The following is a 23,352-nucleotide window of genomic DNA, read 5'->3' on the forward strand; positions in this document are numbered from 1 at the left end:
GAACAGCTAATTGGCTAGTCGTCGTTGTTCTGCTGGTAGTTCGCTACGCTCACTGGTCCTGTTTCGCCACTCTCAAGCGTCGCTAGAATAGGTGCTGCCTGGCTTTTGAATGCCACCAGCGTATCACCGCTCAAGCTAGTGTTTTCAGGTAGCGGGACCGTCATTGCATTGACCGGTGCGTTGTTAACGATGACTTCGTAGTGCAGGTGAGGCCCCGTGCTGCGGCCAGTGTTGCCCGACAGCGCAATACGCTCGCCCATGGTCACTCGTTCGCCCTGGTTCACCAGCGGCCGCGAAAGGTGCAGGTAGCGCGTACGGTAGCCATTATCGTGACGGACGACGATGTAGCGGCCTGCCGCATGATGGTTGCTGACACGCTCAACGACACCGTTGGCAGGTGCTGTAACAGGGGTGCCAATTGGCATCGCAAAATCAGTGCCGTTATGCGGGCTGATGCGGCCGGTCACAGGGTGCGTGCGACGTGGATTGAAGTTCGAGCTTAAGCGATAACTGCCTTCAAATGGATGGCGTGCAAACGCTGGATCCAAGCTGCCACCCTCAGGGGTGTAGAAATTATTATCGGTGGTGTTACGTACAACGGTCAAATCCATGCGTTCGCCGTTGTAATGAACCGCAAGTACGCGAGAGTCAAGTGTTTCGCCGTCAATCATGTCTGACTCAACCAGTACCTGGAAGCGGTCACCGCGGCGGCTATCACGCCGAAAATCGAGTTTTTTCTCAAGCAACTTGGTCAGTTCAGTGACCGAGCCGCTATTCAAACCAGTCGCCTGAGCCGAGCGGGCGAAACTACCGCTAACGCTACCCGCATAAAGGCGCTGAACGGGCTCGCCTTGGCGCTCAATAGCAGTGATAGCGAAATGGTCTGCATCTTTCTCAAGCAATATGCCGTCGCGGATGTTTTTCATCATGCGTAGTGACAGCAAACGACCACCTTCATCTAACTGATAGTCAAAGCTGTGCCCGGCGCGCCAATGGGTGAGCATGCGCTGATCGGGTAAGTCTTCAAGCAGGGCCATCACTTCGCTATAGCCAAGGCCTAATTCATTTTGCGCCAGTATGGCAAACGTTTCGCCAGATTCAACGATATGCGTTTCCCATTCAGGTACAAACGGCTCTTCTGCCGCCAGTTCTAATTCCAGAAACGAAATATCACCAAAAAGATCGACGCCGTAATCTTCATAAGAGGTGGCATCGGCAATTTCAACAGATGAAGTGTCGTCTACATCCAGCATGCCGCTGGTCAGCGTGCCAACCACAATGGCCATATGCAGAGCGCCACTATCAAACGCGATAGGGACTAACGCAGCAGTATCTAGCGTGGGTGTATCAAGTGATGCTGCATTGAGTACTGCCACATCGTGCCCAAGGCCTGCCTGAGTCGCCATACTGGCTTCTGCAGTGGCGATAACGTTGACATCGACATCGAGGTCAACAATTTCGGTGGCGGTTAATTCGCTGAGGGGAATGTTTTCGCGGGTGACGTCGAGGGCGCGAGAGGCACGGTCGATCGCCTCAGCAACCGGGGTGCGTTCTTGACGCAAGGAAGGAACACCCGGAGCAGAATCACTAGAAAGCGGTACCAGCACGCTTTCAAGCGGAGTATTGGGTTGATTTAAATCTTGATATGTCGTTAGTAACTTCTGTGTGCCCAGCACCGTGACCATAGTGGCCACCGGTAACAGTAATAATTTGTGCGTGCGGGGCAGCGAATGGAGGATTCGCAACATGGGTAAATGGACCGCCGAATTCGTGATTAAAATTAACTATAAGAGAACATAAACCCGGAAACCATACCCCACTAAGGCGGGAGTGCATAGACTGTATGTCTATACATAAAACGTAATTAAATAGAAGCAGGACAATAATAAGCAAAGATTACTGTTTATAAACACCGTTTGCTAACAAATGTAACGAATAAATTAGGCTAATTGCATCACCTAAGTCAATTATGGACGAAAATTAATTTTTCGAAAGAGCTCGTGCAGCTGGTGTCGAGTACTTGAGGCGTTTATCTAATGCTTATTAACTTTCATCGCCTACTTTTAGGGATATTAACAGCCATTCTTCAACCATGGGCGACACGATGAAACGTTTCCTGGCATGCTAGTCATGTTTTTTCGAATATTACGCGCATTGTTTCGCTGTTTTGCGTTGAGGAAATCGAAATGTCCCGGGTAACACTTGCACAATGGCAAATGTTGGCCGCCGTGGTTGACCATGGCGGGTTTGCGCGTGCGGCAGAAGCCGTACATAAAAGCCCTTCCACGCTAAATCACGCCGTCCATAAATTAGAAGAGCAGCTAGGGGTTCAGGTTCTGGAGCCGATTGGCCGACAAGTTCGCTTAACCGAAGCCGGTGAGTTGCTGCTGCGCCGCGCGCGCCAGTTGATAGAGAGTGCGGCCTCGCTCGAGGATGTGGCTACCCGGCTAGCGGCGGGCCTAGAGGCTGAGGTCGTGGTGGCGATTGATCAAGTTTTTCCGGCTGCCGCGCAAGCCAAAGCGTTAGAGCGCTTCTCTGCAACGTACCCACAGGTGCGTGTTCAATTACACGAGAGTGTTCTCAACGGTGGTATCGAAATGCTCTACGATGGCCGTGCAGATCTCGTGGTCTCAGGCATTGAGGCGCAAGGATTTTTAGGCGAGCCGCTGGTGACGATACGTTTTGTCGCGGTGGCGCACCCTCAACATGCCCTTCATCAGTTAGGTCGCACGTTAGACCTGCGTGACCTGGCTCAGTACCGACAACTAGTGGTGCGTGATTCAGCGCTGCGGCAATCGACCAACGCTGGCTGGCTGAAGGCTGAACAGCGCTGGACCGTTACTCACCTCAATACATCACTCGATATGCTGCGACGAGGTTTGGGTTTTGCGTGGATGCCAGAGACGCGTATTGTTGATGAGCTAAAAAGCGGTCAATTGAAGCCGCTGCCACTGCCGGCAGGGGGCATCCGTGAAGTGCCGATACAAATGATTTTTCGCGACCGAGACCGCGCAGGGCCCGCGGCTCATGCCATGGCTGCGGCACTAAAACAGGCGGTGATAAGCGAATGCGCCATACATGATTCGACTTACTCGAATGAACGGCCGTAAAACATCCGCTTGAGCATCCTCAGCGCGGGCGTATGCTGAAAACAAGCTGCATAACCCTAGACACTTTTCAGGAGACGCCCCATGGGATTACTGGTTAATGGCGAATGGCAAGACCAATGGTACGACACCAAAAAACACGGCGGCGAGTTCGTGCGTGAATCGGCTCAATTGCGCGATTGGGTGGGCGAGCAGCCGGAAACGGACGGTGAGTGCTACCCCGCGGAAAAGGACCGCTACCATTTATATGTATCGCTCGCGTGCCCCTGGGCGCATCGCACCCTGATTATGCGTAAGCTGAAAGGGCTGGAGCCGTTGATCGGCACGTCCCATGTCAGCCCATTAATGCTCGACCAAGGCTGGACCTACCGCCAGGACGAAGGCGCTAGCGGAGACCCTGTTAATGGCGTCGACTTCCACCATCAGCTTTACACCAAAACCGACCTGCACTACACCGGCCGTGTCACCGTGCCCGTGCTGTGGGATAAACAGCGCAGCGCCATCGTTAATAATGAGTCCGCGGATCTACTGCGTATGTTTAACCATGCGTTTGATAAGCTGACCGGCAATGACTTGGATTTTTACCCTGACGATCTGCGCAGCGTGATCGATGAAGTCAACGCTGATGTCTACGACCACATTAACAATGGGGTCTATAAATCGGGGTTTGCTACTGAGCAAGCTGTCTATGAAAAGCATGTGCAGGCGCTATTTGAAGCGCTTGATCGCATGGAAGCGCGTTTAGACGAGCAGCGTTACTTGGCAGGGGAATGGTTCACCGAGGCGGATATTCGCCTGTTTACCACCCTGATACGCTTCGACGCGGTTTATTACGGCCATTTCAAATGCAACTTTAAATGTATTGAGGATTATCCCAATCTTGCCAACTACGTTAGGGAAGTGTATCAATGGCCTGGAGTGGCGGAGACGGTCAATATAGATCACATAAAACGCCACTACTATTATAGCCACGATACGATTAACCCAACGCGCATTGTTCCCGCTGGCCCGCTGCTCGATTTTAATCAGCCGCACGACCGTGAGCGTCTGCCCGGTAAAGGTGTGCGCCGCCGCTAATCATGCATAAATCAACATCAAGAAGGGCCGCCCATTTGGGCGGCCCTTCTTGTTAATACACGCGTCACAGTTTTAAGTCATTACTCGTCAGCATTAACCGCTTCGCGGGTGCTTTGCCAAGCGCTCTGCGCACCTTCTTGGGTTGTTTTCCAGGCATCACGGGCGTTAGCTTTGGTTTGCTCCCACCAATCGTTATCATAAGCAGGAAAGGCTTCAACCTCCTCCTGGCTAGCGTCAACCATGATGCGGTGTTCGGTATCGCCGTCTTGTTCCGTTTTGGTTTCGAGGGTGAAGTAATCGGTTTCAACAACGATTTCACGACCGCCTAAACCAAGTACTGAACCGCTTTCGATAACCAGTGCGGTGATACGCATTTCTTCATCAAACAAAATATCGTCAACGTCGCCAATCTCTTCACCGGAACCACCGGCAAAATAGACGTCTGCGTCAAGAATATCGTCGGCTGAATACATACCCTGTGGCTCGTCTTGAGCCTGAGCGCTCATGGCAAAGCTTCCCAGTAGGGCGGTACCAATCACAGTGGTCAAAATTGTCTTACGCATAGCATCTCTCCATGTGGCTACGATAACTAGTAGATTGCTCCCGCTCTTGTATAGCTACATATCGCGACTCTTGTATTATAGCGCGCTGGCTATATAAGCTCGCCCTTTAGGTTAGACCAAATATGCACAAGTGCAAGCTGCTGACTCAACATTGGTGTAAGTTAAAAGTGCTGGTCAGAAGCAAAATGTGGTGTTAGGATGCGCCTTCCTCGCATGTGTTGACCCCTCCATCATGACGATAAGCGTCTATATGCGTAGTTATTAATGACTAGGTTATCGGTTGTTAATAGTTATTAGCAGTATCGCTTGCGGGAACATCTCGCCAATTGCTAGATGTTCATTGCTGTGAAGATGGCGCGCCTCCAGTATTTCACCACACGGGTGAAATCGGCGCAGTAGGTCGCCACAACGGTTGGCCCGCTGATTGCGGTGCTTGCCAACCGTATGCTAGGTGCGACCGGCGTCTCCGACTCCATAGAAGGCTATGACCGCTTAGGCGGTGCCTGTTTTCGATAACGACCATTCACGTCGTTATGCGGCGACTGAGTCAGGGACGCTTACGACGTTTTTTGCCGGTACTTGCCGGCCTACCAAGGTGTGATTAATGACCTCGACTTCTGTCGCCTCGCCGAGCTTCGGCGATCTGGCTCTTTTGCCTGCCGTTCTGTCTGCTGTTGAATCACAGGGCTATTTAGTTCCCTCACCGATTCAGGCGCAAACCATCCCTGCGCTGCTTGAAGGCCGCGATATGCTGGGCCAGGCTCAGACGGGTACCGGTAAAACCGCTGCTTTTGCATTACCGCTCTTGTCGCGCTTAGATCTTCAGCGCCGCGAGCCCCAAGTCCTGGTAATGGCTCCGACCCGCGAGTTGGCTCAGCAAGTAGCCGTCTCGTTTAGTAAGTATGGCCAAAATCTGAAAGGCCTCGAAGTCGCTACCCTATGTGGCGGCCAAGAGTACCGCGAACAGCTGGGTGCCCTTAAGCGTGGCGCGCAAGTCGTTGTCGGCACCCCAGGCCGGATTATCGACCACCTGGACCGCGGTAGCCTGAAGCTTGATGGCCTGTCCGCTCTAGTGCTGGACGAAGCTGATGAAATGCTGCGCATGGGCTTTATCGACGACGTAAAACGCGTGGTTGCCGATACCCCGAAAAATGCTCAGCGCGTGTTCTTCTCGGCGACCCTGCCGACTGAAATCGAGCGCATCGTTAACCGCTACTTGGTTGACCCGGTGAAGGTGGCTATTGAGAAAGGCACCACTACCGGCGAAAACATCGAGCAGCGCATTGTGCGTGTTGATGGCGGCGCTAAGCTGGAAGCGTTGTCGCGCATCCTCGAAGTTGAACCGGTCGACGGCGCTATCGTCTTTGTACGTACTCGTGCGGCGTGTACCACGCTGGTTGAGCAACTGACTGCCCGTGGCGTTAACGCCGCAGGCCTGTCGGGTGATTTGGATCAAAGCCTGCGTGAGCGCACCATTACGCGCTTGAAGCGTGGCAAAGTTGACGTGTTGATTGCGACCGATGTGGCCGCGCGCGGTCTAGACGTATCGCGTATCACCCACGTTATTAACTACGACTTGCCCCAAGACGCCGAAGCCTACACCCACCGTATCGGCCGTACTGGTCGTGCCGGCCGTAGCGGCATCGCGATTACCTTTGCTGGCTTCCGTGAAGGCCGCAAAGTGGGCTGGATGGAGCAGGCAACCGGTCAGAAAATGGCCGAAATGCCGCTGCCTGATGAAAGTGCTATTCGCGCCCACCGCGATGAAGTTTTCCATCAGCGTGTGATTGCCTCTTTAACCAAAGGCGCCGAAGAACAGCGTGCGCTGATTGAGCGTCTCGTTGAAGAAGGCCACGACCCGATTGAGCTGACCTGTGCGTTTGCTGCCATGGCACGTGCTGACGAAGCGCCGATTGGTCGCCTGCAAGCGCCGCGTAAAGAGAAGCCCTCGCGTGACGGTGCGTCTGGCGGTAAGCCGGGTGCACGTCGTGAACGCACTAGCGGCCCGACCGAAGGCATGACGCGTTACCGTGTCTCCGTGGGTCATAAAGATGGCGTTAAGCCGGGTCAACTAGTCGGCGCCCTTGCTAATGAAGGCGGCATTGAAGGCGCGCGTATCGGCCGTATCGATATCCGCAACGCTTTCTCTGTGGTTGAACTGCCGAGCGGCTTGCCCTCGACAATTCTGACCAAGATGGCACGTGCCCGTGTGGCCGGTCGTCCGCTGGAAATCAGCGAAGATAGCGCACCGGCAGAGCGTGCACCGCGCCGCCGTCGCGACGAAGGCGATGCGCCGGTTCGTCGTCGCGAACGCGCCTAAAGATTGATCAGTTGCCGTTAAACGGCGCCTGAGAAAATCTCAAACGCCCCCGTACCTTTCCAGGTGCGGGGGCGTTTTTTTGCTATCTTATTCACCATTCACCACTTCAAGGAGGATGATATGTCAGCACCGCTACACGAATGGAATTTGGCGCCTAAAGAGGCGAGGGCGCTGCAAACAGAGCTGGCCAAGCGCTTGGAAATGACTGATCGCCTAGCACTGGTAACGCATATCGCCGGGGTGGATATTGGCTTTGAAGAGGGTGGCGAAATCACCCGGGCAGCGGTGGTGGTATTGAAATGGGATCCTGCCACCGCACCCGATTTAAGCGTGGTAGAGCAGGTGATCCATCGCGAACCCACGCGTATGCCGTACATCCCTGGGTTGCTATCGTTTCGTGAAATTCCTGCCGCACTGAGCGCGTTTGAAAAGCTCAGTGTGGTGCCTGAGTTAGTGATGGTCGATGGTCAGGGAATTGCTCATCCGCGCAGGTTAGGTGTGGCGGCTCACTTAGGGCTTTGGCTGGATTTGCCTACCATTGGGATTGCCAAGTCGCGGCTGTGTGGCCAACACGACGAAGTAGGTCAGCAGCGCGGCGACTGGGTGCCGCTTTACGCGGGACAAGAGACCATTGGTGTCGTTTTACGCTCCCGGACCAAGGTTAAACCCGTGTACGTATCGCCTGGGCACCGCATCACTTTGGAAACATCGCTTGACTGGGTGATGCGCTGCTTAGGGCGTACTAAGCTGCCGGAGCCGACGCGGTTAGCGGATCGCTTGGCTTCACGGCGTGATCAGCGCCGGTAATCTGCTTTTGCGAAGGGCTATACAAATGCCAAAAAGCGCCGCAGTAGGCTGGCGGCTTCATGGCAGTCCGTCACGCCAGCTGACAGGGTAAGTGGATCTTCGCCCTGATCGCGCAGCGCGGCGCCTTGTCGCTCAATATAAGCGCGCATGACGGGGGTAGTGAACTCCGGGTGAAACTGCACGCTCCATTGCAGCGGGCCGTAGCGCAGCGCTTGGTGGGCGTCATGGCTATTGTGGGCCAGCACGGTGCTACCGTGGGGCGCTTGCATCACCGATTGCGCATGGGTGAGGTGAGCGGCAAAGCGTTTCGGTAGTTGACGAAACAGCGGGTCTTGCTGGCCTGCCTGGGTTAGCCGTACGGTGTGGGTGCCGGACTCTCGGCCCGCCGGGTGGTAGTCGCTTATGCCACCGAAAGCGGCAGCCATTAATTGATGGCCGTAGCAGACGCCGAGCATGGGAATATCGCTGGCGAGTGCCTCTTGCAGCCACGGTTTAAGTGCCTCGCTCCAGGGTTCGGCATCACTGACCATGCTGTGGGAACCGGTAATCACAATGCCGGTTAGGCTATCTAGGGCAGGCGCTGTCAACTGCCGTTGAGCATCCCATACCTGTAAGGTCATATGCGCTGGCAGAGCCGTACTGAGCTGCTGTTCAAATAGCGTTTCAAAATCACCGTATTGGTCAACGACTTCCGGAAAAGCGTCGCCGGTTTTAACGATCAATACACAGCTCATATCACTCCCTCGGTGCGATGAAACGCAAACGTTAAACAAAGGCCTTTCAGGACGAGCGCAAAGGCATGAATATAGCCTATCATGGCTTATCTGATGGTAAGAACGTATTAATTATTAACGATCTAAGGAGTAGGCAATGCAACAGATTACCCGCGCGGGCGAACCGATGGAGGTCGCCGGTACGCTGCCCGCTGTTGGCCAAGCGGCACCTACCATGACCTTGACCAATACAGACCTGCAGGATGTCACTCTAGAGACCTTTGCGGGCAAGCGTAAGGTGCTCAATATTATCCCCAGTGTGGATACCCCCACCTGTGCGATGTCCACGCGTCATTTTAACGAGCTGGCGTCTAAGCTTGCTGACACAGTGGTGTTGGTTGTTTCGGCAGACTTACCGTTTGCCGCCAAACGTTTTTGTGGCGCAGAAGGGCTGGATAATGTCGAGACGTTGTCGACCTTCCGTCACCCTGAATTTCGCGAAGCCTGGGGGGTGGCATTATGCAATAACCCGATGGAAGGTTTGTGTGCCCGCGCCGTGGTAGTGCTGGATGCTGATAACCGGGTGGTGCACAGCGAGCTAGTAAGCGAGTTGAAAAATGAGCCCGATTACGAGGCTGCCTTAGCGGCGTTGGACTAGTCCGTATGTTGTTTAGCATGCCTTTCTGACGCCTCCACCAGCGCGCGAATTAAGCGCTGTTGGGGGCGGTTGAAAATCAACCACTCCGGGTGCCACTGCACGCCAATCAAAAACTCATGCTCGCGAGACTCAATGCCCTGCACCAAGCCATCCCTGTCGCGTGCGACGATCTCTATTCCTCTGCCCGCGCCATAAACGGCCTGGTGATGCAGGCTGTTAACGCGACACCACGTTACGCCGAGCAAACGGTGCAGTTTGCTGGCCCCGACAATATCGACGGTTTTGCGTGGCAGCACCGTGCGGCGGTGCTTTAACCCTTCATGAGTAGTGTAGATATCAGGGTCTAGCGTGCCGCCAAGGTGGACATTGATTAATTGTGCCCCCCGACAGATCCCTAGTACCGGTGTATTGAGTGGAATAAAACGCTCAAGCAGGGCCAGCTCGAGCTCATCACGGGCGGGGTCAAGGCGCACATCCAACTGCACTTCGCCGCCATAAAGGTGGGCCTGAATATCGTCACCGCCGCCAATGATTAAGCCATCTAGGCTTTCTGGCTGCGGGCGCGAAGGCGATAAGCGTAGCGGCTTGCCGCCATGTCGCCAGACAGCAAACCAATCAAACCACCACGCTAAGTGACTTTTTTGATCCGAAGTGGTGATTCCGATAAGCGGTCGAGACATTCAGGTAGTTACTCGCGTTTGAAAGAAATAAAAGTGGAGAAAAACGAGCTTTGTATGCCAATGAGGACTTACTTACCCCGCACCCAGCGGCCTAGTTTCGCTGTTGATTGGATCAACTTATCTTTTAAGCGCGTTAGTCTCGGGCGGTTATGGTAGTCGATATATTCCGCGCAGCGGGCGAGCAAAACCTCAGAATTAGCGGCAAGTTTCTCAACTTCTACCCAGCGATTCCATTCGATTGCGGATCCCCATCCCGGCTGTGACAACTGCGCATTAGGCAACCGGTAATGAAACGTGGGGCGCGGTTTGGTGAGCCGTGAATGGAGCATTTCGTGGCGATGCTCCGGGCGTATAAAGGCAAACAGTGGCAACAGATCCAACTCACGATTGCGGGTTGGGTTGGCGTGCAAATAGTCGTCAATCAGCGTATCAAGATCAGGCGCGTAACGGCTATCAAGTATCTTCAGCGCGTACTCTTTATAAAATGGGTTGGCGTGGGGCAGCATCTCGCGGGTAATATCCACTTTAATTTCATCGCGTAGCCAGCCAGCTAGCAGCAGGTAGGCGCGCAGCATAGCGAGTAAATAGCCAACGTCGAAACGCTCAACTTCGGGGTTTAGGTGTAACCCGAACCCATACATTAGACTGGCATCGGTACCTTTGGCGCCACGAGCGCGTAGTGCTTCAAAGAGCGTATCCAGCTCCTCCAATTCATCCCAGGGAACCGGAGGGCAGACGATTTCAGTGGGCACCAGGCCGGTGACCATATCACCGATCAGTTCACGGGTTTTTTGGTGAAACTCGATCCGCCGTTGGTGCTGATGACGCGCCCACTCGCTATCTTGGGCATGCGAGTCTTCGAGTAGCGTTTTATCAGGATGCGCGTACTGGGTGTCGAGCTCGATCCCAAATTCGCCCCAACGGGTATTCTCTACTAGTAGCCGGTGGGGGCTTACCACGTTAAGCTCCCCGCCAAACAGCTCGAGTATGATCATTGCCGTATCGTGGGGAGGCAGTCCGGCAAATTCAATTTCGACGCCTACATGCCGATTTTTCCCATCGCTGTTTAAGTGGTTAGGTGGAGCTTGCAGCGTCATCTCGGCATCCTTGAGGTGAACGTTTAAGCCTTCAGCCTATCACAGTCACGCGTTGAGGCTGTGCGTATCACTGGGTTCCGACATCCATGTGGACGGCAGACGATAAGCGCGGCAGGGTGCCATCTAAGCTAATGTTCAGGAGTAAGGCGTGCGACAGCACTGGTTAATCAAATCGCTAATAGGCGTTGCCCTGTTTGTCTTGGCAAACCTGGTATTGATGAGTACAGCAATTACGCAGGCCCAGGCGCAAACGGTGTCGCTTCCAAGTTTGGGCGGAGGTTCTGAAGAGGAAACCGCCGAGGTCAGCGGCGAAGAATTCCAGGCGTCGTTAAATGACGTGATTGGCATGCTTGAAAACGAGAAGCAGCGCACCGAGCTGCTTAATTCGCTGCGTGAATTGCAGGTCACGGCAGGCACAGTCGGCAAAAAAGAAGGCGTGGTGCACCAAGGCCTGCTAGGGGCATTGGCCGATACCTTAAGCGATCTTGGCGATCAGGCTCAGGCGGGGGGCTCGCCGGTTGACCAGTGGTCACGCCAACTCGTACAAGGCGCGAACGATTTGCGCGCTCTGAACGACGATGCCGATCAAGGCGAGGCGATTCGTGCAGTCGTGGAAGGGGCCGTTCTTGCCCTGGTTTGGATTGTGTTGTTGGTGGTCATGATTGCCTTTGGACGCATGCTGGCTACCCGTCGAGAGTGGCCGCTAGACCTGCCTCGCGACCCCAAAGGCTGGTTGATGGCGGTGCACTTTTTGCGCCGTATGCTGCCCTGGGCGCTAGCGTTTGCCATGACGCTGGGGGTTGGCCAAGTGCTGCCTGATAGTCCAGGGCGAACATTGGCGCTTGTTGTTGCCTATATCTGTCTGTGTGGTCGGGCCCTATCCGTGGTATTTGAAACGGTCATTGCGTTCTTTAGTCGCGGCCACCGGTTTACGGCGGTTCAACTGCTGCAGCAGCATGCCCTGCGCGGTCTGTTTGTGATTGGCGCTTTGATTGCACTGGGCGATGCGGTCAACTCCTCCCGCCTAGTCGAAATGCTCGGCAGTGAGCTATCGAGTCTAGTATCGGTGCTTTCCAATATGCTGGCGGCGCTGCTCGCGGCGCGGTTTATTATCAAATTCAAACGGCCCGTGCGCCATTTGATTTGCAACCGCCCCTTCAAGCAGCGGCGTGATGCTAGTGCCGCGGTCGAGATGATTCGCTCCCTGGGAGGGCTGTGGCACATACCTGCGCTGCTGATGGTGAGTGGTTCGCTGTTGGCGATTTTTATCACCGTTGGCGATGTAGGTACTGCGCTGGCGCGCTCAATTATTTCGGCCAGCCTGCTGGTGCTAACGCTGGTAGTGACCGGGCTGCTGAGTCGCCAGGCGGAACGCATGGGCAAGCGTCGTCACCGTCATCGCTATAGCCAGTACCGCAAACGCCTAGAGCGCTTCGGCTTTGTGCTGGCGCATATCTGTGCGTGGATGGTGTTTGCCGAGCTCTCTATGCAGGTGTGGGGCAGTTCGTTCTTTGGCCTGGGCCAGCAAGCCGTGGCCAGTGCGCGCATCGGGCAAGCGTTGGTCAGCCTTGGCGCCACTGTGCTGTTAGCGTGGCTGGTATGGATTTTTGCCGATACCGCCATTCAGCGGGCACTCACTTCATCGGCGCGCTCCCGGGGGCGGCGGGTTAATCAGGCCCGGGCGCAAACCATCACACCGATGATTCGCAACGTCATCTTCGTGACCATTCTAATTATTGCGGTGATTGCTGGGCTGGCTAATTTGGGCGTCAATGTAACACCGCTATTAGCCGGTGCTGGTGTGATTGGCCTGGCGATTGGTTTTGGTGCTCAGACGCTGGTGCAGGATTTAATTACCGGCATCTTTATTTTGATCGAAGATTCGCTGGCGGTAGATGATTTTGTGCAGATCAATAATCACATGGGCACGGTCGAGGGGTTGACGCTGCGCACCGTACGCTTGCGTGACTTAGATGGGATCGTTCATATCATCACTTTTAGCCGCATTGAGTCGATTCATAACATGTCGCGCCAGTTTGGTATCGCGTTGATGCGTATCCGCATTCCGTTTGATATGAAAATCGACGATGCGATTACCTTGATGCAGGAGACCGCTCAGGAGCTGCGCCGCGATCCCATGATGCGCCACTATATCTGGTCACCGCTGGAGATGCAGGGTGTTCAGGGCTTTGAGGATGGCTGCCCCATCCTACGCATGCGTTTTCGTACCGCGCCGGAGATGCAGTGGGATGTCTCCCGGGCATTTAACCTGCTATTGAAGCAGCGTATGGAAGCCCAAGAGATTGACCTGGGTGTGCCGCGTCTTAGTGTTAGTATGGAAGCGCGCTCCGAAGACCGTCTGGAGGCCGCCGCGGGAATGTCGTTTGCTTTGGAAAAAGACCCGCAAGAAGGCGACTCGCAAGAAGACTCACGGGAGAGTGGGCAGAGCGGTGATGAAGCTGGCCAAGAGGGTGAATCAAATACCGAGCAACATAAGAAACCCGCGCCGCCTAAACCCGCACCGCGCCCGACAAAGGCAGAAATTCGCCGTGATGAGCAGGAGCGTAAACACGATAAAACGGCTAATCATGCTGCGTCACATCGGCGACAGCCCCAGGCACAGGGCGAGCCCCACGGTGAGTCCTATGCCTCCCCTGGTGGCGAACACGGCGATTAGTAGCCAGGATTTATCAGCTTGTTAGCTAAAGGTGTAGGAGATTGGTGAGTTGATCAACGTTGAGCGTAAAAATAGCTTTCAGCTGCGTCTTACCCGGCGGCTCAAGGAAGAGACATCGCATAACCTCGACATCTATCTTTTTGTGCCTGGCGAGTTGGGATTAAGTACCCAACTAATCTCAGAAGAAGCCTTCTATCATGCAGCGATCAATGTCTCGCGCACCTACTATAGCGACGAGTATCTGTTGCCGCTGGTACATAGCCGTCTCGCCAGCCGTAACCGACTTGGTAGTGACTCCTACCGGTTAAGCTTGAGCTTGTATGCCTATCAATACGTGGTGGCGATGGAGCGCACCACTCAGGCGATGTTGGTCAATGCCAATAAGCTGCGCCATGCCCGCCAAGAGGGGCGGGAAGATAACAGCGAGGTGCAGGAGAGCGCCGCTGGGTTACACGACCAACTGCATGAGATGATCAACTTAAGCGACGGTATTCTCAAACGGCTACGGCGCAATCAGCCAACTGATGACAGCCTGTATAAATACTTTGCCAATATTGATAACTACCTCTCCTGGTTTACTGAGCAGCAGTTGCTGGCGCTGATGGCCTACATGCCTCGTGGGGGCGAGTTTGCCGATATTCGTCGGCGCTTTATCAGCGTCTGTCATCGTGAGGACGAGTACCGCAGCGAACAGCAGTACAACGCTGGGCGCGTTATGGCCGATCCCACGCGCATGTCGAATAAAATGCGCCTGCTGCGGCGTCTGATTGAGCACCCGATTACCCTGAAACAAGAGGCCTTGGAGTTGGGCGGCGGCGAGCAGAAAGCAGTCAAAGCCCTAGCAACAGCAGTGGTGATGACGTTTGTTACATTAGGCGTGCTGCAATTGCGCAGCGTTCTGGGCGATATTAGTGCACTTTTCGTCTTGGCGATGGCGGTGCTTTACGCGATGAGGGAAGTGTTTAAAGACGACCTGCGCAATACTCTCTGGCGCTGGCTGCGTAAAGGCCGTCCCAAGTGGCGTCGTCAGTATCTAGACCCCACGCGAAATGCCGTTGTGGGGCACCAGTTGGAGTGGTTTGATTACAAACGTTTTACTTCGCTGGGTGACGATATTCAATTGATGCGCCGTCGCACGGTGGCGCAGCGTGAAGAGGTTGTGCTGCACTACCGTTCAAGCTCGCGTATGTCGCCCACGCGCTTTTTAAGCGGCTACGAGCACACCCGAGAAACGCTCAATTTGGATATCTCCATGCTCACGCGGCTGATGAGCAAAGGCAAACATCACATCTACCGCCTTAAGGATGGCCAAGCAGTGCGCGAAGGCGTTGAGCGCCGCCATTTGTTTAACTTGGTAATTCGTGAGACCGGCAGTGAAGACACGGCTTACCTCGCTCGCTGGAAGGTCGTGGTCAGCCGCTCGGGTATTGTCGATGTGGAAAAAGTAGCCGAGAGCAGCGAAGAGAAGAAAAGCCCATAAACTGCGCTAGATCAAGATTGTCTCAAAGCGTTCATTGAGATAACCCGTCAGCATAGGCAAATCACCAGGAGCGAACTAAGCTCAAAGAACGGGCAGGGCAACCTGCCTCTGCAATTCAGTTTTTAAGGAGTTAGTCGTTAAGGGATCACTCTTCAGAGTGCCTTAAATGCGGGACGCAAGGAGGTGTACTGTGCAAGCTATCGATATTATGACCCCCAAAGTGATCAGCGTAGGGCCCGATGCTGAAGTGCGTGAAATTGCGCAACTGCTGCTCAATCACCGTATTAGTGCCGTTCCTGTGGTAGATGACGAGCATCGGGTGATCGGCATTGTCAGCGAAGGCGATTTAATGCGCCGGGTAAAGGATGACGGTGACCATGGCCACTCTTGGTGGCTGACGCTGTTTACCGGCGGTAAGGATGCTGGCGACTATGTAAGGTCGCATGGGCGTAAAGCCCATGAGGTCATGACCCCTAATCCAATGACCGTCGAAGAGAACACACCGCTGCATACTATTGCTCGAATGCTAGAAAAGCGCCGTATCAAGCGCGTGCCCGTCGTACGAGATGGCAAGCTAGTCGGCATTGTCAGCCGTGCGAACCTACTCCAAGGAATGGCCAATGCTGCGGTAGCGCCGACGCAATCGCCAACCGATGACCGACAAATCCGTAAGGCTATCTTAACAGAGGTAGAAGACAACACGGGCGTGCAAACCGAAGGCATTAGTTTGATTGTGGACGGTGGCGTTGTGGAGATCTGGGGGCTGGTTGAGTCACTTGAGCAGAAGCAGGCGGTGACCGTAGCGGCAGAAAACGTCCCCGGCGTTACCCGGGTCGAAAACCACCTGGGTATGATGCCGCGAGGCGTGGGGTATATATAAGGGTTACCTAGTGAGTCTCTAGTCGGTATCAATGCCCGCTATACAATAGCGGGCATTTTTGGTCTTAAACGACTGACTTAATGGCTGTTTCCAGGTTCTCTACGCTGCGCTGGGTGTGGTGCAGCTTATCGAGGCCGAATAGGCCGATGCGGAAGGTTTGGAAGTTATCGCCTTCATCGCACATCAGCGGTACGCCGCCCGCGACTTGAACGCCCGCCTGGGCAAGTTTGCCGACTAATCCGCTATCGTCGCTGTAGCACACCACCACGCCCGGTGCTTCAAAGCCTTCAGCGGCAACGCTGACAAAACCGTGGCGCTTAAGCATGGCGCGAACGTCCCGACCAATCGCCTGCTGCTCCTCTTTTACCTTGGCAAAGCCGTATTCACGCGTCTCCTGCATAATATTGCGCAACTGTCGCAAGGCATCCGTGGGCATGGTGGCGTGGTAGGCGTGCCCGCCATTTTCATAGGCCTGCATAATGCTGTGCCACTTACCCAAATCACAGGCAAAGCTGTTGCTCTGGGTCTCATTCAGGCGCTGAGTGGCACGCTCTGAGAGCATCACCATTCCACAGCAGGGTGAGCCGCTCCAGCCTTTCTGAGGCGCGCTGACCACCACATCAATGCCGAGCGCCTGCATATCCACCCACAGCGTACCCGCAGCAATGGCGTCTAACACAAACAGGCCGCCCACCTCATGAGTGGCCTCGGCAAGTGCTTGAATATAGTCATCTGGAAGAAGTACACCCGCGGAGGTTTCAACCTGCGGAGCGAACACCACAGCGGGCTTTTCGCTACGAATCTTTGCCACCGCTTCATCGATGGGCACCGGCTGAAAAGGCGAGCGCGGGTCATCGGCTGTGAGGCGACGCGCTTTAAGCACTCCGTGCTGGTCGGTTAAACGGCCCATCTCAATAATCTGCGTCCAGCGGTAGCTGAACCAGCCGTTACGAATGACCAGGGTTTTCTGATCAATGGCAAACTGGCGCGCTACCGCTTCCATACCAAAGGTGCCGCTACCGGGCACAATCACCGCTGCGTGGGCGTTATACACCTCTTTCAAGGTGGCAGAAATGTCGCGCATCACCGTTTGAAACTGCTGCGACATATGATTCAGCGAGCGGTCTGTATAGACCACCGAGTACTCAAGCAAACCGTCGGGGTCGACGTTGGGCAGTAAACCAGCCATGGCGTTCTCCAAGTAAGTGGTGTGCTCTGATTGGCACACTTTATCGTCGATAAATAAGCTGTTACTAAGAGTACGAGCAATAAACGCACAAAACCAGCCTGGAAGGGGCTGGTTTTGGTTGATTAACAGGCTGGGTTAACGCGGCGGCAGTTGCTCTGGCCCGAAGGCATCGGGCAGCAGCGTTTCCATGGTGTAGGTTTTCAGCAGTTCGCCGCTGCCGGATAGCACTTTGATTTGCGTTTGTGGCGTGGCGAACTCGCGGATGCGCTGGCGGCAGTCGCCGCAGGGTGTGCACAGGTGATCGCCAGGGCCCATCACATAGACGGTCGCCAGTTGGCGCTGCCCAGCGGTGATCATCGCGGAGATGGCCGAGGCTTCGGCGCACAGGCCTTTGTAGTGCGCCACTTCGACGTTCGTGCCCGCAAACTGCTGACCATCGGGGGTCACCATCACCGACGCCACTGGATGCGTGGAGTAGGGCACATAGGCGTTAGCTCGCGCGCTGAATAATTTCTGCACGATCTCTGCTGGCACTTCATCCGTTTGCTGACTCATCACGACTTCCTCTTAAGCGCAGGCTGCGTCGTCGCGCAGTACGGTGTCCAGCGCAATCAGCATCATATCGTCGAAAGTGGTTTGACGATCAGCGCTGGAGAGTGAGTCGCCTTTCAGGATGTGATCCGACACGGTGCAGATAGTCATGGCGCGGGCGCCAAACTCGGCGGCGACGCCGTAAAGGCCAGCGGCTTCCATCTCAACACCAACGATGCCGTAGCGCTTCAGCATTTCGGCCATCTCGGTTTGCGGGTTGTAGAACAGATCCGCTGAGAACATGTTGCCGACTTTGACCGGTACGTTTTTGGCCTTGGCGGCGGCAACGGCGTGCTGGGTCAGTTCAAAATCCGCAATCGCGGCGAAGTCGTGGTCGTTAAAGCGCATGCGGTTAACTTTTGAATCGGTGCTGGCGCCCATTCCGATCACTACATCGCGGACGTTGACGTCATCGCGTACCGCGCCGCAGGAACCCACGCGAATCAGCGATCTAACGCCGTAGTCGGTGATCAGCTCCTTGGCGTAGATGGAGACCGAGGGAATGCCCATGCCGTGGCCCATCACGGAAATTTCGCGGCCTTGATAGGTGCCGGTGTAGCCGAACATATTGCGCACGTCGTTGACCTGGCGAACGTTGTCCAGGTAGGTGTCGGCGATGTACTTGGCGCGCAGCGGGTCGCCGGGCATCAGCACGGTATCAGCGAAATCGCCCATCTCGGCATTAATATGCGGGGTAGCCATCAAAGGTCTCCTTTAGGCGGCGCACGCCTTTAAGCGGCGTCGGGTAGAAAGCTTTTGCCATCGGCCATGGCCGGTAGCAGGAAAAAGTCGGCCAGCGTTTGGCCAATATCGGCAAAGGTGCCGCGCTCACCTAGTGGGCCAGGGGTAAAGCCAGGGCCGTGTACCAAAATGGGGATGTACTCGCGGGTGTGCTCGGTGCCGTGCCAGCTGGGGTCGCAACCGTGATCGGCGGTGAGAATCAGCAGGTCGTCTTCGCTAAGCTGTTCCATTAGTGCTGGCAGTTTTGCGTCAAAATCCTCCAGCGCAGCGGCGTAGCCTGGCACGTCCCGGCGGTGGCCGTAGACCGAGTCAAAATCGACAAAGTTGGTCATGATCATGGCGCGCTCGCCTTCGTCGCGTTGGTTGGTGCGCTCGATCTCGTTGAGCGTGGCGTCCATTAGTGCATCGTGGCCGCTGGCTTTTACGTTGTGGGTAATACCGCAGTGGGCGTAGATGTCGGCGATTTTACCAATCGAGACCACTTCGCCACCGGCATCGGTAAGCTTTTGCAGCACGGTGGGGGCCGGTGGTTCAACGCTGTAGTCGCGGCGATTGCCGGTGCGGGCGAAGGTGGTGCTGCCTTCGCCGATAAACGGACGGGCGATGACGCGGCCGATATTGTAAGGCTCCAGCAGCTCGCGGACGATTTCGCACAGCTTATAAAGCCGTTCTAAGCCGAAATACTCTTCGTGAGCGGCAATCTGAAACACCGAGTCCGCCGAGGTGTAAACAATCGGCTTGTCGGTAGCGATGTGCTCTTCGCCCAAGCGGGCGATGATCTCGGTGCCCGAGGCGTGGCAGTTGCCAATCACACCCGTTAAATCAGCTTCCTGGGCGATGGCGTCGAGCAGCTCCAGGGGGAAACTGTCAGTTTTATCGAGAAAGTAGCCCCAGTCAAAGCGTACCGGTACACCAGCAATTTCCCAGTGGCCGGAGGGGGTATCTTTGCCGCTGGATATTTCTTTAGCGTGGGCGTAAGCGCCTTCCAAGCTTTCCGGCAGCGTGACGCCTTCGGCAACGCCGCCCGTGGCATCACGGTGGGCGTGAAACAATCCCAGCTTGGCCATGTTGGGCAGTTTGAGTGGGCCGGAGCGGTTAGCGTTATCGGCTTCGCCACGGGCGCAGGCAGCGGCGATATGGCCAAGGGTGTCAGCGCCTTCATCGCCAAAGTTGGCGGCATCCGGGGCGGCGCCAATCCCAAACGAATCGAGTACTAATACAATCGCGCGGCTCATAAGGCTTCTCCACGGAAGGTATCTTGCAGCAGGGTGTCGGCGCTGGCAGCGCCTTCGCCAACCGTAAACGCCGAGCGTAGCTGCTCGGCGGCATGATCGGCGGCGGCGTCACTACGGGCATGAACCATGGCAATGGGGCGCTGGCTATCGATGCTATCGCCGATTTCGACGATATCGGTAAAGCCGACGCTGTGGTCGACGCTGGCGTCGTTGCGCAGGCGGCCACCGCCTAGCTCAACCACGCTCATGCCCACGGCGCGGGTATCAATACGCTGAACAGTGCCGGCCTGCTCGGCATACACCGGCTTAATCACCTCGGCTTTAGCCAGGTAGTGCTCGGAGCGCTCCATAAAATCGCTGGGGCCACCCAGTTCGCGCACCATCTGGGCGAACACTTCCGCTGCAGCGCCAGAGGTCAGCGCTTTCTCAAGCTTAGTCAGCGCTTCTCCACGGGAGCCTGCGAGTTTACCGGCGATGAGCATCTCTACCGCCAGTTCGCGGGTGACTTGCATTACGCGGCTGTTGGGACGCTCGCCGCGCAGCAGGGCCAGCGTCTCGACGATCTCTACGGCGTTACCGGCGCAGGGCGCTAGCGGCTGGCTCATGTCAGTAAGTAGGGCGGTGGTGGGCGTACCTGCTTGGGTCGCGACATTGGCGATGCTTTTGGCCAGTTCGCGGGATTTTTCTGGCGTGGGCATAAAGGCACCGCTGCCGACTTTAACGTCCATCACCAGTGCATCCAGCCCGGAGGCGAGCTTTTTGCCCAGGATGGAGGCGGTAATCAGCGGAATAGACTCTACCGTGGCGGTGACGTCACGTACGCCGTAGATGCGCTTGTCGGCGGGGGCGAGATCACCGGTCTGGCCGATAATTGCCACGCCGGTGTTTTTGACCACCTGACGGAAACGCTCCGGCGTGGGGTAGGGGTCGTAGCCGGGGATCGATTCAAGTTTATCCAGCGTGCCGCCAGTATGGCCCAGGCCGCGCCCGGAAATCATCGGCACAAAAGCGCCGCAGGCGGCCACCCAAGGGCCGAGCACTAGCGAGACCAAGTCACCGACGCCGCCGGTGGAGTGCTTATCGACAATCGGGCCGGGCAGGTTTAGGTCACTCCACTGCATCACGTGGCCGGAGTCACGGGTGGCGGTGGTCAGCGCGACGACTTCTTCGCGGCTCATGCCGTTGAGGAACACCGCCATGGTAAAGGCGCCAATCTGGGCGTCGCTGATGCGGTCATCGGCAATGCCCTGGACAAATGCTTTGATCTCTTCAGCCGGCAGCGGTTGGTTATCACGCTTAAGGCGAATCAGCTCTTGGGGGAGCAGAGAGTGCTTAGTCGCGTTGTCAGCCATTAGTAACCTCCGTCAGGGGCGGCCGCATTGGTGTTGCCGGTCAAGGTATCCAGCAAATTACCCAGCAGGCTAGAGGCACCAAAACGAAAGTGTGCGGGGGTTGCCCAGCCGGGGCCCATGATGTCGTTGGCAAGGGCCAAGTATTCGGCCGCATCTTCGGCGGTTTTGACGCCACCCGCCGCTTTGAAGCCGACGTCTTGGCCGCTGGCTTTAATCGCCTTGAGCATAATTTCGGCAGCTTCCAAGGTGGCGTTGACGGCCACTTTGCCGGTCGACGTTTTAATGAAATCGGCACCGCCTTCAATGGCGAGTTCGCTGGCGCGTTTGATCAGCGCAGGCTCTTTAAGCTCACCGGACTCAATAATCACTTTGAGCAGCGCTTGGCCTGCGCAGGCGGCTTTGCACATCTCAACCAACTCAAGGCCGGTTTCCTCATCGCCCGCCATCAGCGCGCGATAGGGGAACACTACATCGACCTCATGGGCGCCAGAGGCAACTGCGTCGCGGGTTTCCCGGGCGGTACCCATAATGTCGTCGCCGCCGTTGGGGAAGTTGGTGACCGTGGCAATTTTAACTTGGTCATTCAGTTTATGAGCGGTGAGTGCGCGCTGGGCGGTGACAATAAACTGCGGGTAGACGCAGACCGCAGCAGGCGTACCAAAGGGTGTTTTTACCTGTTGGCAGAGCGCTTCGATGGTGCTGTCTGTATCGTTGTCATTCAGGCTCGTCAGGTCCATGAGGGAGAGTGCCTGGCGGGCGGCTTGGACGATATGGGGAGGGGCAGTCGCAGTCATGGAGTTCTCACAAATTAGGAAAAGATAAAAACGGGCACTGCGGATAAAACCGCAGCGCCCGCCACCTTCAGTAGAACCCGCTGCATTAAGCAGTGGCGTTACTTAGGGCGATAAAGAAGCCAGCAATCGAGGCCGACATCAAGTTGGACAGTGTACCGGCCAATACGGCTTTGACACCAAAGCGGGCAATCTCTTTACGCCGTGTCGGGGCAATGCTACCCAAGCCACCCAGCAGAATCGCGATGGAGGAGAGGTTAGCAAAGCCACACAGCGCGAAAGAGAGGATCGCCATGGTGTGCGGTGTCATCATCTGACCCGTGGCAGCCACCACCTGTTCCCCATCAATGTAGGGCGCCAGGTTGATATAGGCGACAAATTCGTTGACCACCAGTTTCTGGCCAATAAAGGAGCCAGCCAGGGTCGCTTCTTCCCAGGGTACACCTAATAGGAACGCCAGTGGGGCAAACAGCCAGCCTAAAATCAGCTCCAGGCTCAGCGAGTCAAAGCCCACCCAGCCGCCAACACCGCCGAGTATGCCGTTGATTAATGCAATTAGCGCGATAAAGGCCAGCAGCATCGCCCCCACGTTGGCGGCGAGCATTAAGCCCGAGGTGGCGCCCGAGGCCGCAGCGTCGAGCACGTTGGCGGGCTTGTCTTCCTGGGCCTCAATCTCTTCTTCCACCTTGGAAACGCTGTCGCTGTCAGTAACGTCTTGGGTTTCCGGCATGATCAGCTTGGCAAACAGCAAGCCGCCTGGCGCCGCCATAAAGGAGGCCGCCACCAGGTACTCCATCGGAATGCCCAGTGCGGCGTAACCCGCCAATACCGAACCAGCCACCGAAGCCAAGCCACCACACATAACCGCAAACAGCTGCGAAGGCGTCATGCGGGCAATAAACGGACGCACCACCAGCGGTGCTTCGGTTTGGCCGACGAAAATATTTGCCGTCGCAGAGAGCGATTCCGTGCGTGAGGTGCCGAGCGCCTTTTGCAGCGCGCCACCCAGGATACGAATCACCCACTGCATAATACCGATGTAATAAAGCACGGCGATCAGCGAGGAGAAGAAGATAATCACCGGCAAGACTTTGATCGCAAATACAAAGCCGACGTTATCCACATCCGCTAGGCCGCCGAACAGAAAGCCAATGCCATCGTTGGCGTAGACCAAAATTTGGCTAACGCCGGACGAAATGGCCTGCAGCACCGCCTGGCCAAACGGTACGTAAAGTACAAAAGCACCAATGCTCGCTTGAATCGCAAAGGCACCCAGCACGGTGCGTAGGCGAATCGACTTACGGTCGTAAGAGAAGATCAGAGCGATGGTCACTAGAGTAACCATGCCTACCAAGCTCATAAGGAGTGTCATAGGGAGATCCTTCGAGTCCGCG

Annotated in this window: 20 protein-coding genes; 8 read left to right on the plus strand and 12 right to left on the minus strand. The window is 55.8% G+C overall.

The genetic code is table 11. The features are described from left to right. Window positions 1-14: 14 nt before the first annotated feature. Window positions 15-1,748, minus strand: coding sequence for a peptidoglycan DD-metalloendopeptidase family protein (locus ACQE2I_RS04330; protein ID WP_427030231.1), 1,734 nt, complete (start codon window positions 1,746-1,748; stop codon window positions 15-17). A gap of 438 nt (window positions 1,749-2,186) precedes the next feature. Here ACQE2I_RS04330 and ACQE2I_RS04335 point away from each other — a divergent pair, with 438 nt between their 5' ends. Together ACQE2I_RS04335 and ACQE2I_RS04340 are read left to right on the plus strand one after the other, a co-directional pair. Next, complete coding sequence (locus tag ACQE2I_RS04335) at window positions 2,187-3,110, plus strand: LysR family transcriptional regulator (protein ID WP_427030232.1); 924 nt, start codon at window positions 2,187-2,189, stop codon at window positions 3,108-3,110. 81 nt (window positions 3,111-3,191) lie between these two features. After that, window positions 3,192-4,184 (plus strand): glutathione S-transferase family protein, encoded by a 993-nt coding sequence (locus ACQE2I_RS04340; protein WP_427030233.1) that lies wholly within the window; start codon window positions 3,192-3,194, stop codon window positions 4,182-4,184. Between the two features lie 80 nt (window positions 4,185-4,264). Here ACQE2I_RS04340 and ACQE2I_RS04345 read toward each other — a convergent pair whose 3' ends face one another. Further along, window positions 4,265-4,747 (minus strand): PRC-barrel domain-containing protein, encoded by a 483-nt coding sequence (locus tag ACQE2I_RS04345; RefSeq protein ID WP_427030234.1) that lies wholly within the window; start codon window positions 4,745-4,747, stop codon window positions 4,265-4,267. Between the two features lie 604 nt (window positions 4,748-5,351). Between ACQE2I_RS04345 and ACQE2I_RS04350 the strand changes: the two genes are divergently transcribed. Together ACQE2I_RS04350 and nfi are read left to right on the plus strand one after the other, a co-directional pair. Then, entirely contained in the window at window positions 5,352-7,067 is a 1,716-nt protein-coding gene (locus ACQE2I_RS04350) for a DEAD/DEAH box helicase (protein ID WP_427030235.1), read from the plus strand. 120 nt (window positions 7,068-7,187) lie between these two features. After that, window positions 7,188-7,874: a deoxyribonuclease V gene (nfi, locus tag ACQE2I_RS04355; protein ID WP_427030236.1), complete on the plus strand. Its 687-nt coding sequence runs from the start codon at window positions 7,188-7,190 to the stop codon at window positions 7,872-7,874. A gap of 17 nt (window positions 7,875-7,891) precedes the next feature. Here nfi and ACQE2I_RS04360 read toward each other — a convergent pair whose 3' ends face one another. After that, window positions 7,892-8,608 carry a glutamine amidotransferase gene (locus ACQE2I_RS04360; protein WP_427030237.1) on the minus strand — a complete coding sequence of 239 codons (717 nt, stop codon included), beginning with the start codon at window positions 8,606-8,608 and terminating at the stop codon, window positions 7,892-7,894. 136 nt (window positions 8,609-8,744) lie between these two features. Here ACQE2I_RS04360 and tpx point away from each other — a divergent pair, with 136 nt between their 5' ends. Beyond that, on the plus strand, window positions 8,745-9,245 hold the full coding sequence (tpx, locus tag ACQE2I_RS04365; protein WP_427030238.1) for a thiol peroxidase: 501 nt from the start codon (window positions 8,745-8,747) through the stop codon (window positions 9,243-9,245). Here the strand turns inward: tpx and ACQE2I_RS04370 are convergent. Both ACQE2I_RS04370 and ACQE2I_RS04375 read right to left on the minus strand, forming a co-directional pair. Further along, window positions 9,242-9,925 (minus strand): gamma-glutamyl-gamma-aminobutyrate hydrolase family protein, encoded by a 684-nt coding sequence (locus ACQE2I_RS04370; protein ID WP_427030239.1) that lies wholly within the window; start codon window positions 9,923-9,925, stop codon window positions 9,242-9,244. The two genes, tpx and ACQE2I_RS04370, sit on opposite strands and share 4 nt — an antisense overlap. 68 nt (window positions 9,926-9,993) lie before the next feature. Next, complete coding sequence (locus tag ACQE2I_RS04375) at window positions 9,994-11,022, minus strand: amidoligase family protein (protein ID WP_427030240.1); 1,029 nt, start codon at window positions 11,020-11,022, stop codon at window positions 9,994-9,996. A gap of 148 nt (window positions 11,023-11,170) precedes the next feature. On the opposite strand from ACQE2I_RS04375, the gene ACQE2I_RS04380 reads away from it, so the two are divergent. From ACQE2I_RS04380 to ACQE2I_RS04390, 3 genes are all read left to right on the plus strand, one after another. Continuing rightward, window positions 11,171-13,699 (plus strand): mechanosensitive ion channel domain-containing protein, encoded by a 2,529-nt coding sequence (locus tag ACQE2I_RS04380; RefSeq protein WP_427030241.1) that lies wholly within the window; start codon window positions 11,171-11,173, stop codon window positions 13,697-13,699. A gap of 49 nt (window positions 13,700-13,748) precedes the next feature. Continuing rightward, window positions 13,749-15,179 carry a hypothetical protein gene (locus ACQE2I_RS04385; RefSeq protein ID WP_427030242.1) on the plus strand — a complete coding sequence of 477 codons (1,431 nt, stop codon included), beginning with the start codon at window positions 13,749-13,751 and terminating at the stop codon, window positions 15,177-15,179. A gap of 190 nt (window positions 15,180-15,369) precedes the next feature. Continuing rightward, window positions 15,370-16,059: a CBS domain-containing protein gene (locus ACQE2I_RS04390; RefSeq protein WP_427030243.1), complete on the plus strand. Its 690-nt coding sequence runs from the start codon at window positions 15,370-15,372 to the stop codon at window positions 16,057-16,059. Window positions 16,060-16,123: 64 nt separating this feature from the next. On the opposite strand, the gene ACQE2I_RS04395 is transcribed toward ACQE2I_RS04390, so the two are convergent. The 7 genes from ACQE2I_RS04395 to ACQE2I_RS04425 form a co-directional block, all read right to left on the minus strand. After that, on the minus strand, window positions 16,124-17,248 hold the full coding sequence (locus ACQE2I_RS04395) for an aminotransferase class V-fold PLP-dependent enzyme (protein ID WP_427030244.1): 1,125 nt from the start codon (window positions 17,246-17,248) through the stop codon (window positions 16,124-16,126). Window positions 17,249-17,383: 135 nt separating this feature from the next. Then, a complete protein-coding gene (gene cdd / locus ACQE2I_RS04400) occupies window positions 17,384-17,803 on the minus strand; it encodes a cytidine deaminase (protein ID WP_427030245.1) in 420 nt (139 codons plus the stop codon). 12 nt (window positions 17,804-17,815) lie between these two features. Beyond that, the gene (gene deoD / locus ACQE2I_RS04405) at window positions 17,816-18,541 is read right to left on the minus strand and encodes a purine-nucleoside phosphorylase (RefSeq protein WP_427030246.1); all 726 of its coding nucleotides are present in this window, start codon (window positions 18,539-18,541) and stop codon (window positions 17,816-17,818) included. 29 nt (window positions 18,542-18,570) lie between these two features. After that, window positions 18,571-19,815, minus strand: coding sequence for a phosphopentomutase (locus ACQE2I_RS04410; protein ID WP_427030247.1), 1,245 nt, complete (start codon window positions 19,813-19,815; stop codon window positions 18,571-18,573). Continuing rightward, entirely contained in the window at window positions 19,812-21,167 is a 1,356-nt protein-coding gene (gene deoA / locus ACQE2I_RS04415) for a thymidine phosphorylase (protein WP_427030248.1), read from the minus strand. The genes ACQE2I_RS04410 and deoA overlap by 4 nt, the downstream gene beginning before the upstream one ends. After that, the gene (gene deoC, locus ACQE2I_RS04420) at window positions 21,167-21,961 is read right to left on the minus strand and encodes a deoxyribose-phosphate aldolase (protein ID WP_427030249.1); all 795 of its coding nucleotides are present in this window, start codon (window positions 21,959-21,961) and stop codon (window positions 21,167-21,169) included. The genes deoA and deoC overlap by 1 nt, the downstream gene beginning before the upstream one ends. A gap of 85 nt (window positions 21,962-22,046) precedes the next feature. Beyond that, window positions 22,047-23,330, minus strand: a complete 1,284-nt coding sequence (locus ACQE2I_RS04425) for a NupC/NupG family nucleoside CNT transporter (protein WP_427030250.1) — start codon at window positions 23,328-23,330, stop codon at window positions 22,047-22,049. Window positions 23,331-23,352 lie beyond the last annotated feature (22 nt).

It is taken from the genome of Halomonas sp. H2, from assembly GCF_050215315.1.
GTDB lineage: Bacteria > Pseudomonadota > Gammaproteobacteria > Pseudomonadales > Halomonadaceae > Vreelandella.